This is a genomic window from Marinifilum breve (assembly GCF_003202155.1).
In the GTDB taxonomy this organism is placed as follows: domain Bacteria; phylum Bacteroidota; class Bacteroidia; order Bacteroidales; family Marinifilaceae; genus Marinifilum; species Marinifilum breve.
The window spans coordinates 464,029-480,838 of the sequence record NZ_QFLI01000001.1 but is presented as its reverse complement, the minus strand read 5'-3'; the positions used below and the strand labels follow the sequence as shown (position 1 = coordinate 480,838).

At 33.7% G+C, this 16,810-nt stretch carries 14 protein-coding genes; 2 read left to right on the top strand and 12 right to left on the bottom strand.

What is annotated here, in order from left to right:
• Positions 1-221: 221 nt before the first annotated feature.
• The 8 genes from DF185_RS01915 to DF185_RS01880 form a co-directional block, all read right to left on the bottom strand.
• On the bottom strand, positions 222-881 hold the full coding sequence (locus DF185_RS01915) for a hypothetical protein (protein WP_110359032.1): 660 nt from the start codon (positions 879-881) through the stop codon (positions 222-224).
• Between the two features lie 86 nt (positions 882-967).
• Positions 968-1,426, bottom strand: coding sequence for an aspartate carbamoyltransferase regulatory subunit (gene pyrI, locus DF185_RS01910; RefSeq protein WP_110359031.1), 459 nt, complete (start codon positions 1,424-1,426; stop codon positions 968-970).
• Positions 1,427-1,459: 33 nt separating this feature from the next.
• On the bottom strand, positions 1,460-2,365 hold the full coding sequence (pyrB, locus tag DF185_RS01905; RefSeq protein WP_110359030.1) for an aspartate carbamoyltransferase: 906 nt from the start codon (positions 2,363-2,365) through the stop codon (positions 1,460-1,462).
• Positions 2,366-2,755: 390 nt separating this feature from the next.
• Positions 2,756-3,367 (bottom strand): YigZ family protein, encoded by a 612-nt coding sequence (locus DF185_RS01900; RefSeq protein WP_110359029.1) that lies wholly within the window; start codon positions 3,365-3,367, stop codon positions 2,756-2,758.
• Positions 3,368-3,388: 21 nt separating this feature from the next.
• On the bottom strand, positions 3,389-4,249 hold the full coding sequence (locus DF185_RS01895; RefSeq protein ID WP_110359028.1) for an EamA/RhaT family transporter: 861 nt from the start codon (positions 4,247-4,249) through the stop codon (positions 3,389-3,391).
• Between the two features lie 105 nt (positions 4,250-4,354).
• On the bottom strand, positions 4,355-5,785 hold the full coding sequence (gene dnaA, locus DF185_RS01890; protein ID WP_110359027.1) for a chromosomal replication initiator protein DnaA: 1,431 nt from the start codon (positions 5,783-5,785) through the stop codon (positions 4,355-4,357).
• 391 nt (positions 5,786-6,176) lie between these two features.
• Entirely contained in the window at positions 6,177-7,403 is a 1,227-nt protein-coding gene (locus DF185_RS01885) for an MlaD family protein (protein WP_110359026.1), read from the bottom strand.
• A gap of 64 nt (positions 7,404-7,467) precedes the next feature.
• On the bottom strand, positions 7,468-8,622 hold the full coding sequence (locus DF185_RS01880) for an N-acetylmuramoyl-L-alanine amidase family protein (RefSeq protein WP_110359025.1): 1,155 nt from the start codon (positions 8,620-8,622) through the stop codon (positions 7,468-7,470).
• A 166-nt stretch (positions 8,623-8,788) separates the two neighbouring features.
• Here DF185_RS01880 and DF185_RS01875 point away from each other — a divergent pair, with 166 nt between their 5' ends.
• Complete coding sequence (locus DF185_RS01875) at positions 8,789-11,407, top strand: putative LPS assembly protein LptD (protein ID WP_133249932.1); 2,619 nt, start codon at positions 8,789-8,791, stop codon at positions 11,405-11,407.
• Between the two features lie 52 nt (positions 11,408-11,459).
• Here the strand turns inward: DF185_RS01875 and DF185_RS01870 are convergent, their stop codons facing one another.
• Positions 11,460-12,026 carry an anthranilate synthase component II gene (locus DF185_RS01870; protein ID WP_110359023.1) on the bottom strand — a complete coding sequence of 189 codons (567 nt, stop codon included), beginning with the start codon at positions 12,024-12,026 and terminating at the stop codon, positions 11,460-11,462.
• Positions 12,027-12,098: 72 nt separating this feature from the next.
• Here DF185_RS01870 and DF185_RS01865 point away from each other — a divergent pair, with 72 nt between their 5' ends.
• The gene (locus DF185_RS01865) at positions 12,099-12,476 is read left to right on the top strand and encodes a RidA family protein (RefSeq protein ID WP_110359022.1); all 378 of its coding nucleotides are present in this window, start codon (positions 12,099-12,101) and stop codon (positions 12,474-12,476) included.
• Between the two features lie 55 nt (positions 12,477-12,531).
• Here DF185_RS01865 and DF185_RS01860 read toward each other — a convergent pair whose 3' ends face one another.
• From DF185_RS01860 to DF185_RS01850, 3 genes are read right to left on the bottom strand one after another with little or no spacing between them, the layout of a single operon-like run.
• On the bottom strand, positions 12,532-13,485 hold the full coding sequence (locus DF185_RS01860; protein WP_133249931.1) for an endonuclease/exonuclease/phosphatase family protein: 954 nt from the start codon (positions 13,483-13,485) through the stop codon (positions 12,532-12,534).
• 12 nt (positions 13,486-13,497) lie between these two features.
• Positions 13,498-13,698, bottom strand: coding sequence for a hypothetical protein (locus DF185_RS01855; RefSeq protein ID WP_110359020.1), 201 nt, complete (start codon positions 13,696-13,698; stop codon positions 13,498-13,500).
• 41 nt (positions 13,699-13,739) lie between these two features.
• Positions 13,740-16,109 (bottom strand): ABC transporter permease, encoded by a 2,370-nt coding sequence (locus tag DF185_RS01850; RefSeq protein WP_110359019.1) that lies wholly within the window; start codon positions 16,107-16,109, stop codon positions 13,740-13,742.
• Positions 16,110-16,810 lie beyond the last annotated feature (701 nt).

The following is a 16,810-nucleotide window of genomic DNA, read 5'->3' as shown; positions in this document are numbered from 1 at the left end:
TGCTGATAACATTTGGTTTGAAATCAAACCCTACATAGGAAAAACTCAGCGATTTTGTATGCACCTATGCATTTAAAGCATTAAGATAGAAAGAAAAATTCAACTTCTGTAACTAATGATATGTTTTGCAGATAAAAAAGTCTTTTTTTATGAAATGAACTTGCTGTATACAAAAAGAGACGTATTAAATTACGCCTCTGTATTCTAATATATCAACTTGATTAATAAACTAATTCTCCTTTTTTCAATTCTTCGTAGGTGAATTTGTAAAGTATTTTATGAAGCAGAAAGGCTTCTTTTAAGTTTTCATTGGTAAACTCCTGATCGTGCTCAATCATATTTGCCAATTCCAAAAGAAACTCATCATCACGCAGGTTTGGATAATCTTGCTCGATTAGATAGATATCTGAAAATTGCATAAATGGCAAACGGCTTAGAACAGCTTTTCTTTGCTCGTTGTATGTATCTAGATCGGTAGCTTTATTATCAGCGAAATAGAAATTTTGTAGACTCTCCACAAAGAAATCATCAAAGCTTTTCATGATGATAATTCGGTCCTTTCTTAAGCGAAAAAGTTCACATTTATCACTTTCAGGCTGCAAGTTTTCTTCTTTTTCAATTGCCTTGCTGATATACAAATATGCAAGGTGAGCCAAGCCGATATTCTCGTCTTCATCATCAATCATATCCCAATGGATCATCATGATAATTGCTTTACCCAATTGGGACACATAAGAGTCTTCCCAAAGTAGAAATGGATCATTCTTAATGATGGAATAAATATCGCGTAAAGCTGATTTACACGCTTTAATTTTTCCACTTTGTCCATTATCTATTGCAGCAGAAACCAACTCTCTTAACTCTTCTATATTTTGTGTCATGATCAATTTATAATTTGCTGCAAAGGTAGAAAAATAAAAAAAGCCCACTAGGGGCTTTTTTAACTAACAAGAAAATCACAATGCAATTAAATGATTTCAATATGTTTGTGATCAGTAATTTTTTCACAATAGTGGCATTTTAAAGTAATCGGAGTTTTTTCAATTACTTTAAATCTTGTGGTTACCTCTTCAACATTAGTGATACACTTTGGATTCATACATTTTGCAATGCCAACCACTTTATCAGGAGACTCAACAATTTTCTTTTCAACTACCTGGTAGTTTTTGATGATGTTTAGTTTCGCATGAGGAGCAATCAATGAAATTTTGTTGATTTCATCATCTTCAAAGAAGATATCAGCAACTTTAATAATGGCTTTTTTACCCAATTTGTCACTACCCAGGTTGTTACCAAATGTAACCGAGTTTCCACAAGTGTCTAAGCCTAAGATGTTGATTACCTGAAATAAATATTCGGCTGGAATGTGGTCAATTACAGTTCCATTTTCGATCGCACTTACTTGTAATTCTTTTTTTGCGTTCATATTTTGATGTTCTTTTTAGCGTGAAAAATGTGATTATAAATCAAGAGCTTTTGCAATAATTGCCTGGCGTGCATAAACACCATTAAGAGCTTGTTGGAAATAGTATGCTTTAGGATTTGCATCTACATCAACAGCAATTTCGTTTACTCTTGGAAGCGGATGAAGAATTCTCAGATTTTCTCTGGTATTCTCAAGCATGTCATTCTTTAGAATGTACACATTCTTCACTTTTTCGTACTCTAACGGATCCGCAAAACGTTCACGTTGAACACGAGTCATGTACAAGATATCAGCATCATTAATAATATCGTTGAACTCGGTATGTTCATGATAGTTAATGTTGTTGTTGTCCATGAAAATTTTGTACGCCAAAGGAATTTCCAATTCTTTTGGAGCAATAAAGTGGAAGGTTGGGTTAAAGTGCGACATCGCCATTAGTAAGGAGTGAACGGTACGTCCGTATTTTAAATCTCCTACCATGAAAATGTTAAGGTTTTCCAATGTACCTTGTGTTTTGTAGATTGAGTAAAGGTCAAGCATGGTTTGGGTAGGATGCTGATTAGCACCATCACCTGCATTAATTACCGGAACATCGGATACTTCGGAAGCATAGCGAGCTGAACCTTCAATTGGATGGCGCATAACTACTAAGTCGCAATAGTTACTTACCATTTTTGTGGTATCTTTCAAAGTTTCACCTTTGGTAACACTTGACGAAGAGGAATCGGTAAATCCTACAATTTTACCACCCATTCTGCTAATGGCAGTTTCGAAACTTAGTCGAGTACGAGTAGATGGCTCGAAAAAAAGCGAAGCAACAACTTTACCTTCCAATAGGTTGCAGTTAGGATTTTTTTCGAATTCGGCTGCTCTGGCCAATACTTCCAGGATTTCTTCTTTTGTGTAGTCGTCGATCGATACTAAACTTTTGTTATCCATTGATTAAAAATTAAAAGTGTATATAAAATGCTTGTTTATTATTCTGCACAAAAAAAAACCAACAATTACCGAAATTAATGGTAATGTTGGTTTTTTTGAAAAATATTTTTGAAGGGGATTACCCAAATAACAATCAAGAAAATACGCCTTGTTATTGCGTTTACATCGAAATAAATAATGGAAAATGTGAGCAAAGAAGTAATGAAACTTACTTCTTTCAGATATAAATGCGGCTCTAGATTGAATAATTATGTACTCCATTCTAGATTACAAATATAGGTATAATTTATTCGAGAAATCAAATGAAAACTTGATTAATTATTAACAAATTTTTAATCTTGGCATTATATTGATTGTTAAAAATAGTCTATTGTATTGAGAGATAGTAAGCTAAGTAGTTCGAATGTATTCTGCTTTTACGCTGGTAATTTTTTCAAATTTTTGAATTAATCTTTCCACTTCACTTTGGCGAATGCTTAGAGTAATTTTGCAAGTTAAGTTAAAGTCCTGCCCCAGTTGTTCTGGTTGCTCATCCTTTATGATTTTCATGATTTCATTCATTACCAGGTAATCGAAATGTACGTCATAAATGTCATTTACTGTTTTATCTAATATTTCAGCATTTGAAATGGCATCGGCAGCAGCTGTTTTATAGGCATGAATTAATCCACTGGCTCCAAGTTTGGTTCCGCCAAAATATCTTACTACTACTATAAGAATGTTGGTAAGATCATTGGATAGAATTTGTCCTAAAATGGGTTTTCCTGCAGTTGAGGAAGGTTCTCCATCGTCGTTGGCACGAAAATTTTTCTTATCTGCTCCCAGCATGTATGCATAGCAGTGATGACGAGCATCGTAATACTCTTTTTTTAGCTTGGCAATGTGTTCTTTAATTTCTTCTTCGGTACTGACCGGATATGCGTAGGTTATAAATTTACTGCCTTTTTCTTTGTATAAGCCTTCGGATTGTTGGCTAATGGTTTTGTAAGTATCGTTACTCATCAATTCAATAATACTTGTTTTCTAATTTGTAAGGATAAAAATAGCAATAATTGCGAGTACTATTCCCAAAAGGTTTATTTTGTTTAATTTTTCTCTGAAAATACCTATTCCTATTAAAACGGAAATTGCTACAATTCCAATGTTGATAATGCTAAAAACAACAGAACTATCGAAGCCCGATTGGTTCAATGAAGCAATTAAAAAGTGGAGAGATCCGAAATTAACCAACCCAAGAAGAAGACCTCCTATTAATACTTTTGCTTGTAACAGTTCTTTAATATTATGCTTTTTAATGATTAAAACAACAAAACCTGATATGGCTGCAATAGCGAAGAGTAGGGTAGAGAATATTTCCTGTCCACCGGATGTAAGGTATTCTTCTTGTGCGTATTTTACAAAAGAATCAACAGTTCCTGCGACAAAGAACAGTAGTATTGGCAGCCACAAATATTTACGCTGAGTTGTATCAGCTTGGTTTTTATAGATACTTAAAAGAACAGCACTAATGGCCAATACAAATCCGATAATTTTTTGTGTAGAAATTACTTCCTGATAAAATACAATGGAAAAAATCATTGGCAAAACAAAAGACATCTTACTTGCTAGTGTTGTAACGGAGATTCCTGCTTTTTGAGTGGATCGTCCGATAATAAAAAAGGCAGCAATAAAAGCAGTTCCAATTATAAACGAAATGTTAAACCATGGCTGGTGAATAATTTGTGCGAAAGTAATATTTGAATTGCTTAAAAGAAATCCACAAACGGATGCTGTTATATAATTGATTATAATAGCATGTAGAATATCTACTTTAAATCGTTCCAAATATTTAAAACAAACAAAAATTCCGGCAGAGGATAGTATGGCAAAGAGTAAGTATAGCATTGGTTAAAATTTTGGCGAAAAATAAGGAATGAATCCCAAAAAGAAAAGCAGATTCAAAATGAATCTGCTTCTCAGGGTAGCAATATAGTATAGTTAGTAATTGAACTACATTTTTAATTTTTTATCAATTTCATCAATTTGCGTTTTGAATCCTCTATCAGTATCCATCAAGTTGTTTACCGTTTTACAAGCATGCAGTACAGTCGCGTGATCTTTATTACCAATTTGCGATCCAATTGATGCTAATGATGCTTTCGTTAAAGTCTTAGAAAAATACATGGCAATTTGTCTGGCCTGTACAATTTCTCTTTTTCTTGTTTTTGCCTGAAGAACATCAATAGGCAATGAAAAATGGTCACAAACAACTTTTTGAATGTAATCAATAGAAAGCTCACGTTTTGTATTCTTAACCAATTTGTCAATAATACTTGTTGCTAGCTCAAGATTCAATTCTTTTTTATTCAATGTAGATTGAGCCAATAAGGAAATTAATGCTCCTTCCAGCTCTCTTACATTATTGGTAACATTACTTGCGATGTATTCAATAACATCCATATCAAGAACGATACCGTCTTTGTATGCTTTTTGTTGAAGAATTCGAACTCTGGTGTCATAATCAGGATTTTGAAGATCAGCTGATAAACCCCATTTGAATCGAGATAATAAACGGTTTTCCATACCTTTCAGTTCAATCGGAGCTTTATCGGAAGTAAGAATTAACTGCTTACCTGATTGGTGCAAGTGATTGAAGATATGGAAGAATGTATTCTGTGTTTTTTCTTTACCTGCCAATTCTTGAATGTCATCAATAATCAGGACATCAATCATTTGATAGAAGTGAAGAAAATCATTCTTATTATTATTACGAATAGCCTCGGTAAACTGTGTTTGGAATTTATTGGCACTTACATAAAGTACGGTCTTATCCTGATACAATTCTTTGGTTTTAAGTCCAATTGCCTGAGCCAAGTGAGTTTTTCCTAAACCAGAATCTCCATATAACACCAATGGGTTAAATGCAGTTCCTCCAGGATTTTCAGCAACAGCCACACCTGCTGATCTAGCCAATCTGTTACAATCACCTTCAATAAAGTTGGTAAATGAATAATCAGGATTTAACTGAGAATCGATATGTAATTTTTTGATTCCTGGAATTACAAACGGATTTCGAATGGTTTGTTCTTCCTTATCTGTTGGCATGTTAACCGGGCGATTTTTTGTATTCGCAGGATTATTGCCAGGAACAACAACTGAAACAGGCTTAGCATTAGCAATGTGATTATTCTCCATTACTACATTGTATTCCAATTTTGCACCATTACCAATTTCTTTTCGTAATGTTTTTCTCAGAATATCAATATATTGCTCTTCCAGATACTCGTAAAAGAAATGACTTGGTACTTGTAAAGTCAAGACTTGATTCTCCAAGTTCAAAGGTACGATTGGTTCGAACCATGTTTTGAAGCTAATTGGAGGAACATTGTCTTTTATTACAGCCAAACAATTATTCCAGACCTGGAAGTGATTATTATTCATTTCTATTTCAGTGTTTTAAAAAATTAGGGTGTGTCAATTTTTGCATATGCAAGATTGTGAAAAAAAAAAAGAAAAAAAAATTATTTTTCTATTGATTTTTTAAAAAGAATGTCTAACCTACTATTAATCGATGATACAGAAACGAAAAAAAATCTAAATTTATTAAAAGTCACAAAATCAACTACTTATGAAGGTGAGTTTTTTAAAAGCCTGACTTTTAGCAGGTTTCTATATCATACTTTTTAGTCTTAAAAGCTTGTTTAGAATTAAACAAAAATAAAACATAAGTTGATGGTTGTTAAAAAGAATTTAACAGATCCTTATTAAGTCAACAAAATCAATAGGTTAATGAGTTTGAGTTTAACTATAATGAAAATGGTTAAGTGAAGAGCTAATCCTCGGGTGTTATTTTAATAATAAAGGCATCAGGGAAATCTGCTTTAATTCTTTTAAGTTTTCTTATAATTTCTTTATAGTTCTGAGTGTTTTCCAATGTGTATTTATATAGTCCATTATAATATACCTCTTCAATTTTTTTGTAGCCCTTAAAAATAGGGTCATTCAGATCAACTTGTGATTTGGATGAAAGAATTTGAACTCTATAATGAGTTTGTTTCTCCTTGTCTAATTTCTTTTTGGTTTTGTTTGAATTCATATAAACCGTTTTCCCAGTATCGAATAAGGAGAAGTGCATGTACTTTTTAGGATTGTTTTTTAAGTCGATTAACAAATTGGTTAGGCTATTCGATGCAGCCTCTAAATTCATATATAAGGTATCATTGTTAATCAACATGCCCATTGAACCTTGACCAGAATTGATTTTTTCTAATATATCGTTGGATTGTTTAAGAGTTAGCTTTGCATTATTAATGGTTTCTGCAATTTCTACTGCTTTTAATGAATCACTAATTGACGAGAAGTTGGTAAGGATATTTGAGATGTTCTTATTGTTCTCTTTTAAGTTTGTTGTTATGGAATCAACATTTGATATGATATTTTCCATGTGAGTTTTTTGTCCCGTAACTATGGTGTCTAAAGTGCCAGATGTATTTTCAAGTTTCTTAAAAGTTTGCTCTATACTACTGAAGCTACGAGTAAGATTCTCGCGAGTGTCTTTATTAAAAATGTATTGTATAACTGAGAGAACAGAATCAACACTTGACATTAGGTTTTCTGCTTTTCTTTTAAGAGGAAGCATCTGCATACTTACCTGTTCTTTTAAATCACCTTCCATACTACCTAATAGAGTATCTCCAGTGCTTAAATTTAATTTAGATTGACCAGGGAGTAATTGTATTTCTTTTGTTCCCATGATATCTGAACTTACAATTCGTGCTTCTGTATCTTTAGGCAATTGAAATTCGTCTGAAATGGAAAATTCAACAATTAGGTTATCTGCCTTCGAACTAAATTGAATGGATTTAATCTGTCCAATTTTGTATCCTCTTAGAGTAACAGGACTTGATTTTTTTAATCCATCAACTCTTTCGTATTTGGCACAAAAATTTTGTTCAGAAGATAACATGTTAAATCCTTTTAGGAAATTTATGCCCCAAATTAAAATAGCAATTGCACCTATAACAACTAAGCCAATTATTGAATCTTTTGAAATTTTCATACAGACTGTATTATATAATAGATATTGTACGCAAGAAACACTTGTTTGTTTAATGTAAAACTAATCATGTTTTTTGAAGTTCCTTTGCTTTTGAAAGAGAAATTCTTTTTCCTTTGTAGAAAGCCACTACAAAACAGTCTTTTATTTTTTTGCGAACGGTCTTTTGTAAGTTTAATATCTCAGAATAATTCGATGTAGAGCCTATGGTGTATTTATAAGTTCCATTTATTTTTCGTTCTGTAATGTTTTTTAAATTTTTAAAGACTCTTGAATTTAATGGAATCTGTTTTATGGATGATTTTAATTGTATACAGAACTCAACTTGTTCAGCAGTGTTTTCTAGTGGATTAATTTCATTTTCGATTTTCTTCTCATTTTCCTGTTGTTTATGAAGAACTACGCTTGTTTGCTCAACTTGATCTTTATAAACTCTAAAGGCTCTAAAGATAGCACTGGCTAAATAATCTTGTCCTTTTTTAGTTTTCAGGAACTTCTCCTCTGTTGGATTGGAAATGAAACCAACTTCAACTAAAATAGAAGGCATGCTAACTTGCTTTAATACCCAAAAGCCAGCTTCTCTAACACCTCTGGAGTGGCGACCAACTCTATGCTTAAATTGATGTTCGGTTAGTTCTGCCATACTTATGCTTTTGTCACGATTTACACCTTGCATCAAATTAAAAATAATGTATGATGCTGGATTGTTAGGGTCGAAACCTTCATATTTAGTAGACCAATCGTCTTCGTATTGCATAACGGCGTTCTCTTTCATCGCTACGGCAAGGTTCTCTTTTGTTTTGTGTAATCCTAATGTGTAGGTTTCTGTTCCCCTTATCCGGGAGTTGTTATTTGCATTGGCATGTATTGAGATAAATAAGTCTGCCTTGTGTTTGTTCGCAATCTCCGACCTTTTATTTAAAGGAATAAATACATCTGTCTTTCTGGTGTATACCACATTTACATTCGGAAAATACTTCTTTATATATCCACCAAGTTTCAATGAAATATTTAAAACAATATCTTTTTCTCGAGATGATTTACCCAATGCGCCAGGATCTTTTCCTCCATGGCCAGCATCAATCACTACTGTTTTGATATGGTAAGATTTGTCTTGGGCATATAATCCTTTACTAAAACTGAATGCTGTTAATAATAGAATTATTGCAAGGGATGTTCTTGTAAATAATCGCTTTATAAATTTACGGGAGTTAATGTTCATTAGACAAATTTCATAAAAGAACTTAAAAAATGTTTTCAAGTTCGTTTCGATTAGGGATTATAGTACTTTTATTTGTATTTTTGGCGACTTAAGCACGAACTGTTGTTTTACTAGCAGTGCGAAATTAAATCAGAACTTTCACAAAAATAACAGATATAAATTGCAATTGAAATTACTACAAAAGGTTTTTATTATTTTCATTGGAACGATAATACCACTGAACATATTTGCTGTTGAGAATAATTACAGAAATAACACCACTGGATTAATTACTAAAATTGATTTTAATTTATCCGATACAGTATTGAATGATAGGGTGGTATTAGAATTGGATACAACTAAAATAGGAGAAGTCGATTCGTTAGAGACAGATTCATCCTCGAAGAAAAAACCACTTTTCGAAACAGTTGTGCAATACAATTGCGATGATACTATTGTTTTTTCATTAACAGGACAGCAAGTATTTCTTACCAAAAATGCCTTTGTAAAATATGGGGAAACAGAGTTAAAAGCCTATTATATAGAACTTGACTTAGAGAATAAAGAAGCTTATGCTTATGGTATTCAAGATTCTACAGGTAATTATGTTTTCACGCCAGAGTTTAAAGATGGATCGGAAGAGTTCACTTGTAAAGAATTAAAATACAATTTTGATACAGGAAAAGGTTTGGTAAATGAAGTAATTACTGAACAAGAAGGTGGGTTTGTTCATAGTCAAATTACCAAGAAAATTGATGATAAGATATTTTACCTGAGAAATGGGAAGTATACCACCTGTGATCATGAGCATCCTCATTTCTATGTCAAAATGACAAAGGCAAAAATGATAAAGGATGATAAAATTGTTTCAGGACCTTTACATTTAGTTTTAGAAGATGTACCTCTTCCTATTGGACTACCTTTTGCAATGTTTCCATTTAGTTCGAGCTACACTTCTGGTATTATTGTTCCTAGTTATGGTGAAGAGCAACGAAGAGGTTTTAATCTTCGTGGTGGTGGATATTATTGGGCAATAAATGATTATTTGGATTTGTCAGTAACTGGAGATATTTTCTCTAATGGTTCTTGGGGAACATATGTGCAATCAAAATACAAAAACAGATATCGATATAGTGGAACTTTACAAACGGAGTATCACTTTAATAAATATGGAGACAAAGGGCTTCCTGATTACTATGAGACAACGGACTTTGCAATTCGTTGGAATCACTCACAAGATGCGAAAGCAAATCCATACAGAACATTTTCTGCTTCGGTTAATGTTTCTACAACCAATAATGAAAGAAATAACTCAACTTCGATCAGAGAAATTACCAATAACCAAAAACAATCGAGTATAACATATAGTAAAAAGTGGGCTGATAGTCCATTTAGTTTAAACGCGAGTTTGCGTCATTCTCAAAATAGTCGTGATACAACTATTTCGCTTACCTTGCCAAGTATGTCTTTGAATATGACTCAAATTTACCCTTTTAGAAAGAAGGGTAAAAGTTCAAATTTACGTTGGTACGATAAGGTTGGTATTAGTTATTCGTCGAAATTGGAGAATCGAACTAAAAGTGGCTTGAAGGAAAGTGACTTGATGAGTTCTTCTTTGCAAAAGGATTGGATAAATGGTTATGAGCACAGTATTCCAATTACCACCAATTTTAAATTGGCTAAGGATTTAACACTTTCGCCTACTTTAAATTACAGGGGTGTGTTGTATACCAGATCTATTAGAAAAACATTTGATACTGATGCCAAGAATGATGTTCGTGTTGATACCATCCAGGGATTTAGGTATGCTCATAACTATTCTACAGGAGCCTCTCTTTCCTTAAGTCCTAAGATTTATGGTATGTATACTTTTAAAGAGACATCAAAAGTTGCAGCTATTCGTCACGTAATGACTCCGACTATTAGCGTTAGTTATACACCTGAGATTGGTGTGCCGAGAAGTAAATACTACAGGACATATTATGATGAGAATCAAAAAAAAGATGTGGAGTATTCTATATTTGAAGGTGGTATTTATAGCACGCCAATGGGAGCTCAAGAATCAGGATCTATTAACTTGAGTTTGGATAATAATATTGAAGCGAAAATTAGAACGGCCAATGATACTACTGGTCTTGAAGATATGAAAAAGGTAAAAATCCTGGAGAGTTTGAAATTTTCGACTTCATATGATATGTTTGCCGATTCTTTAAATTGGTCAACTGTTAGAATGACTGGGAGAACCAAGATATTTAATAAAAAATTGGACTTGAAATTTAATGGTACCGTTGATCCTTATAAGTTAAATGCTAATAAAACACGTAAAATTGATGAATTTGGACCGCGTTTAACGCAAGCTTCTATTGATCTTGGATTTAGTTTATCATCAAAGGATTTAAATCCAAATACTAAGGGTGGAGAATCAGACGATGATCAGCCTGAGAAATGGCGTGACCCTAGATATGTGGATTTTGATATTCCTTGGTCGTTTTCGATTGATTATGGATGGACTTATTCCAAAACAACCAACCGAAAGAACATTTCTCAAAATTTGGGAATAAACGGACAGTTTAGCTTAACTCCAAAATGGAAGGTCAGTTTTGTTTCGGGTTATGACTTTGATGCTAATGAGGTTACTTCGACTCAATTTACAATAACAAGAGACCTACACTGTTGGAAAATGTCTTTTAACGCTATTCCTTTTGGAGAATTTACATCATATAATTTCATGATCAATGTTGATTCATCCATACTACAAGATTTGAAATATGAGAAGAAACAATCTTGGCAGGATGTTAGATTCTAAAGTAGTATAATCAATATAGAAAGTTAGAGTTGCAGTATTGCAGCTCTTTTTTTTATCCAAGAATCCAGTTTTTCAGCATTAAATTTCCTCTATCCGTCATTATAGATTCCGGATGAAATTGTACACCGCATAAATCCAATTCTTTATGGCGTATCGACATGATCACTTCATTTTCATCGGTAGAGGTGATGCTAAGGCAATTTGGAAATTGTTCTCTCGAAACAGCCCAGGAGTGATACCTCCCTGAGTTAAATGTGTCAGGAAGGTTGTTAAAAAGAATTTCAGAAGGTTCTGTAATGTGAGTTGCTTTAGGGATTCCGTGAATAATTACAGGTAAATTGTATATGCTAGCGCCGTAATATTCGGCAATATACTGCATTCCTAAACAAACTCCCAGAATAGCTTTTTGTCCTGCATATTTATCCAGAATTTCTCCCATTACCTTCACCTCTGATGGTAATCCTGGACCAGGAGAAAAAATAATACGATCGCATGCGGCTAATTCTTCCCAATCAACTTGGTTGTTTCTCATCACAATACACTTATCGCAGTATTGCTCAACAATGTGAGATAAATTATAAGTGAATGAATCGTAATTATCTATAATAGCTATTCTCATTAATGCTTTTTTCTTTTAACTTTGCGACCGCAAAATAAATGAATTTTTAACAAATACTAATTATTAACTGAAATGAAAAAGTGTATTAATTCAGAAAAAGCGCCTAAGGCAATCGGACCATACAGCCAGGCAGTAGAAGCAAACGGAACTTTATACATCTCAGGTCAGCTTCCTGTTGATGTTGCTACCGGAAAATTTGTTGAGGGTGGTGTGAAAGAGCAAACTGAACAAGTAATGAAGAACATTGGTTACATCTTGGAAGAAGCTGGTTATAGCTTTAAAGATGTAGTTAAATCAACTTGTTTGTTGAGCGATATTTCAAACTTTGCTGTAATGAACGAAGTTTATGGCGAATATAACAAAGAAGATTGTCCTGCACGTGCAGCATTTGCTGTTAAGGATCTTCCTCTAGGTGCTTTGGTTGAAATTGAAACCATTGCTGTGAAGTAATTTAATTTACCAAGATATATTAAAAGCTGCCAATCGATGATTGGCAGCTTTTTTGTTAGTTTTTATCCAACTCAACATATACTGGTAAATGATCTGATGTGCCACCATGATAGGTGTGGTACGAATAAGTTCGGTTGGGTTTGTATATTCCAGCTTGTTGGTCGAAATACAACAAACTTTTATCACCGTGAATGGTTAGGCGAGGGCTGCTTATTGTAATTCCTTCTCCGTTTAGCATTCCTTTGCTGATAATGATTTGATCGAACATGAGCCAATGTTTTTTGGCAAATAAGCTACCTAGTTTCTTTTCGTAAGGAATTGTTGCCAGGTTGTAAAATTCGTACGTGTTAATGTTCCTATGCGATTTGGCATTTAGATGTTTGCTGATGGATTTACTTACTGGTAAATCGTTAAAATCTCCCATGATCACGATTTTGGCATCCATATCTTCGGAAAGAATGGTTTTTGCTTTTTGGTGTAGACATTCGGCAGCTGCAATGCGTTTTGGATTCGATGCCAAAATACCTTCACCTCTCGATGGCCAATGATTCACAAAAAAATGAATGATATTATTCTCTATCTTCGTTTTTGCATACAAAATATCTCTGGTTGCAAAATGAGAATTGCCATTCAATCTAACAGGTATTTTTTCTGAGTCTAAAATTTCTACTTCTTTTTGATTGTAGAGTAGAGCAACATCAATGCCTCTTCTGTCAGGACTATCGAAATGTACATAGTCATATTCTCCTTTAAATGCAGGCTGATAAATCAGATCTTTTAACACAGCGGCATTCTCAATTTCGGCAACACCAATGGCTATTGGTAACTTGCTCTCTTGAATAGATGCGATGGCAGCTGTAATGTGCTCCAACTTATTTATATAGCGATTCTCTGTCCAATGATTACTACCATTGGGCAAATAGTCATTGTCGTTCTTTTTCGGATCATCCTTCGTGTCGAAAAAGTTCTCAAGGTTATAGAATGCAATGGTGTGCTTTTCTTTCATCATATGCTAATCATATTAAGAATATCTTCTTTTGCCTTTCATGAATTCTCTTTTGCTCTTCTTTTTGGTCAGAAAATAAATAATTGGACCCAAAAGAGGAGGGAAGAAGGCCAATAAGATCCTGAAGGCACCATTTCGCTCTTTTGCATTTTTAAGGGCATCTATCAAGGCGAATATGTGTAGAATGCCAATTAGTATGGTATAGATAATGTTCATGCGATTAAAATTTATAATGCTTGTTTGTTTTTGATATCGGCTTATTCATACCTCAAGGATTTAACGGGATCTAATTTTGATGCTCGATACGAATGTGTAAGCACTGTTACAATCACTACAATACTTGCAATAAGAAAAGTAAACGTGTAAAAACTCCATTCAATATCCGTCTTTAATGCGTAATCCTTTAACCAGATATTCATTGCATAATTGGTAATTGGGATAGATAAGATACAAGCAATGGTCACGTAAATGATATTGGTTTTCACAAAAGAGTAGATGATATCCATTTCTGAGCAGCCTAAAACTTTTCTTATTCCAATTTCTTTGGTTCTGCTTCGGGCAATAAATAATGTAAGTCCAAATAAACCAAACGAGGCAATTAGCATAGTAAAAAATGCAAAGATGCTTACAATGGTAAACTTGTTTCTCTCGCCAGCATACATCTGTTTAATCAAATCTTCCACGGTACTTACCTCCAGTTTGGTATCAGGAGACAATTTATTCCATGAAGTGTGCAAATAGGAGAGAAGATCTTCTTTTGATTCTTCATGATATTGTATGGCAATTTGCGAAAGATAGTTGTCAGTTACTACGATCATTAATGGTGGAACTTCGCTATGAAAGGAGTGTAGGTAAAAATCTTTTACCACGCCTATAATGTTGTATGTTTGCAGTTTGTTGCCTACTGCATTTTCTATACCGAAAGCTTTAACTGCAGTTTCGTTTAAAATACAAGCTGTTTTAGAATCACTGGCATTGTTATTGGCAAAGTAACGACCCTCCACTAATTCTACCCCCATGGTTTCCAAAAATCCATAATCCACAAAAAATCCTTCTACCTTTACTAACTCTTCCTTGTTCTTCTGGTGTGGAAACATCATTGTGGCACTACTGTAGGTTGGTAGGCCACGAGCAGCTCCTCCTGCTTTAATTACACTCGAGTGTTGTTTAACTTCGTTTAGGAAGGGCTTAAGTAATTTTTCGTTTTGAACATTTGCCAGTAGAATGTTCTTATTGTGAAAGCCAGGGTTCTTACTAATGGCAAGTTGATATTGAGCATTAATCACAAAAGCGCAAGCAACAAAAAAACAGAAGATAATCAACTGCAAGATAATTAATGATGAACGCACAAAGTTCTTCTTGTTGCCTTGTACAATTTTAACTTTCAGTATATCTACAACTTTTAGCCTTGATAACCCCAAGGATGTATATAATCCGGCAAGGAAACCAATAAGAATGCTCAAGAATAGATAGGCCAGCAGATAATAAACAACATTACCCTGTATTATTGGAAGACTAGTTTCGAATAAACTTTCGGCATAGGGCCTTGCAAGAATCATTAGGAGTATGGCTATGGGTAATACCATAACCGATAAAATAAGTGATTCGGTTAAAAACTGTAGGCTTACTTGTTTGTTAGCCGCGCCAAATGTTTTTCTAATCCCTATTTCTGTCGATCGGTTTGAGGATACGGCTGTTGATAGGATTACGTAATTAATGAGAGCCACAAGTATAATTGCTATGGCTATGGCAATAAATATTTTAATAGAATTCCAATTGCCTTTTAAGTCGTTGGTTTGAATGTGTTTTGAGTTAAGGTATACATCCGACAGGTTTTGAAGAAAATACGAAAATTCTTTTTTGTTATTAAGATACTTGCTTTCAAAACTCTTCAATTGTTTATCAACCTCTTCGGCTTGCCTGCTATCTGTTAGTTTTACCCAAGTGTTGCATAGGTTGTATTCCCAATTGGTTTCAATGTTTTCAGTATTAAAGTGTTTGTTAAAGCGCGGGATATTGTGTAGACCGTTGATTAAGCAATTTGGGCGAAAGGTGGAGTTTTTAGGGAGGTCTTTAAAAACAGCTTTAACTGTAAAGGTGTGTTCTACTTTGTCAACCGTAGCAAGTATTTCTTTTCCCATTGCATTATTGGTGCCGAAAATTTTCTTTGCTGTCGATTCTGAAATACAAATGGATTGTTTGTCCGTAAGCAATTCCCCGTTGTTATGACCATGTATGAGTGGAATGGTAAAAATGTCAAAAATATCAGACTGACAACCAACAACCCTTTTCATGTTTATGTTTTCATTCTGTAATTGAATTTTAAATGATCTTACCTGTCGAATATTGCTGGCTTTCGAAACCTGAGGGATTATTTCCTTCATTGTTTCGCTTAATATATATGGAGTTTGATCACTATTGATATCAAAGTTGATATAATGATTAATCACCCTATATACAGAACCTTTGTTTTTATGTGTTTGATTAAAACTTAGCTGGTTAATTACAAAAAGAACGATAATAAAAGATGCCGCCAATGCAATGGAAAGACCAACGGTGTTAATTAGGGTAAATGTAATATTGTTCCGCAAGTTGCGAATAGCAGTTTTAAGGTAGTTTCTAAACATTTGGGTTGGGGTTTTGATTTATGCTAAAGCTATATAATAATTTCTAAATTATTATGATATTCAACGTAAAAAATAGTTGTCAATTGTTGTTTGCTTGTGTAAGTGTCAGATGTGTAAATTATTGAATCGGTTTGGAATTTTACGATAGTGGTCTAATAGTTTGCTGTATGATACGTTTTAGTTAACTATGAACGATGTCTATTATAGAATAGGTGGGGCTTAAAATTACTTTAGCATGCAATGATTGTATGTATGCAAGGGAAATTATATTCTTTTTGGAGATAAGTTGAAGATTGATTTTGCCTAGCTATAGAGAGTTGTTACATATTAATGAATTGGTATATTAGGGTGGTAAGTGTTATCAAAATAAAAACTAAGTAGCCCTGATGGAAAACCTCAACCGAGCGGTGGAAAACTTCAACCGAGCACTGGAAAACCTCAACAGAGTAGTGGAAAATCGCAACCGAGCGGTGGAATACATCAACCTAACGCACAAAAATTACAACACCTTAATGGAATAAGGCAATATGTTATTAAAGAATTATAACCGATTGGTGGAATACAATAATATGTTGTTGTTGTTGAATAACCGAGTCATGTAGTATCATAACACACTTCTCAATAACATTAAATAGGAAGTGGATAGAAGCAATATAGTGGTGGAGTATGGTAGACTATAAAAATATTGGTTGATTTATTTA

What these genes read in the sequence shown, in the direction of transcription:
- DF185_RS01915 (WP_110359032.1), bottom strand. Translation starts at nt 881, where the DNA reads ATGACACAAAATATAGAAGAGTTAAGAGAGTTGGTTTCTGCTGCAATA.
- pyrI (WP_110359031.1), bottom strand. Translation starts at nt 1,426, where the DNA reads ATGAACGCAAAAAAAGAATTACAAGTAAGTGCGATCGAAAATGGAACT.
- pyrB (WP_110359030.1), bottom strand. Translation starts at nt 2,365, where the DNA reads ATGGATAACAAAAGTTTAGTATCGATCGACGACTACACAAAAGAAGAA.
- DF185_RS01900 (WP_110359029.1), bottom strand. Translation starts at nt 3,367, where the DNA reads ATGAGTAACGATACTTACAAAACCATTAGCCAACAATCCGAAGGCTTA.
- DF185_RS01895 (WP_110359028.1), bottom strand. Translation starts at nt 4,249, where the DNA reads ATGCTATACTTACTCTTTGCCATACTATCCTCTGCCGGAATTTTTGTT.
- dnaA (WP_110359027.1), bottom strand. Translation starts at nt 5,785, where the DNA reads ATGAATAATAATCACTTCCAGGTCTGGAATAATTGTTTGGCTGTAATA.
- DF185_RS01885 (WP_110359026.1), bottom strand. Translation starts at nt 7,403, where the DNA reads ATGAAAATTTCAAAAGATTCAATAATTGGCTTAGTTGTTATAGGTGCA.
- DF185_RS01880 (WP_110359025.1), bottom strand. Translation starts at nt 8,622, where the DNA reads ATGAACATTAACTCCCGTAAATTTATAAAGCGATTATTTACAAGAACA.
- DF185_RS01870 (WP_110359023.1), bottom strand. Translation starts at nt 12,026, where the DNA reads ATGAGAATAGCTATTATAGATAATTACGATTCATTCACTTATAATTTA.
- DF185_RS01865 (WP_110359022.1), top strand. Translation starts at nt 12,099, where the DNA reads ATGAAAAAGTGTATTAATTCAGAAAAAGCGCCTAAGGCAATCGGACCA.
- DF185_RS01860 (WP_133249931.1), bottom strand. Translation starts at nt 13,485, where the DNA reads ATGATGAAAGAAAAGCACACCATTGCATTCTATAACCTTGAGAACTTT.
- DF185_RS01855 (WP_110359020.1), bottom strand. Translation starts at nt 13,698, where the DNA reads ATGAACATTATCTATACCATACTAATTGGCATTCTACACATATTCGCC.
- DF185_RS01850 (WP_110359019.1), bottom strand. Translation starts at nt 16,109, where the DNA reads ATGTTTAGAAACTACCTTAAAACTGCTATTCGCAACTTGCGGAACAAT.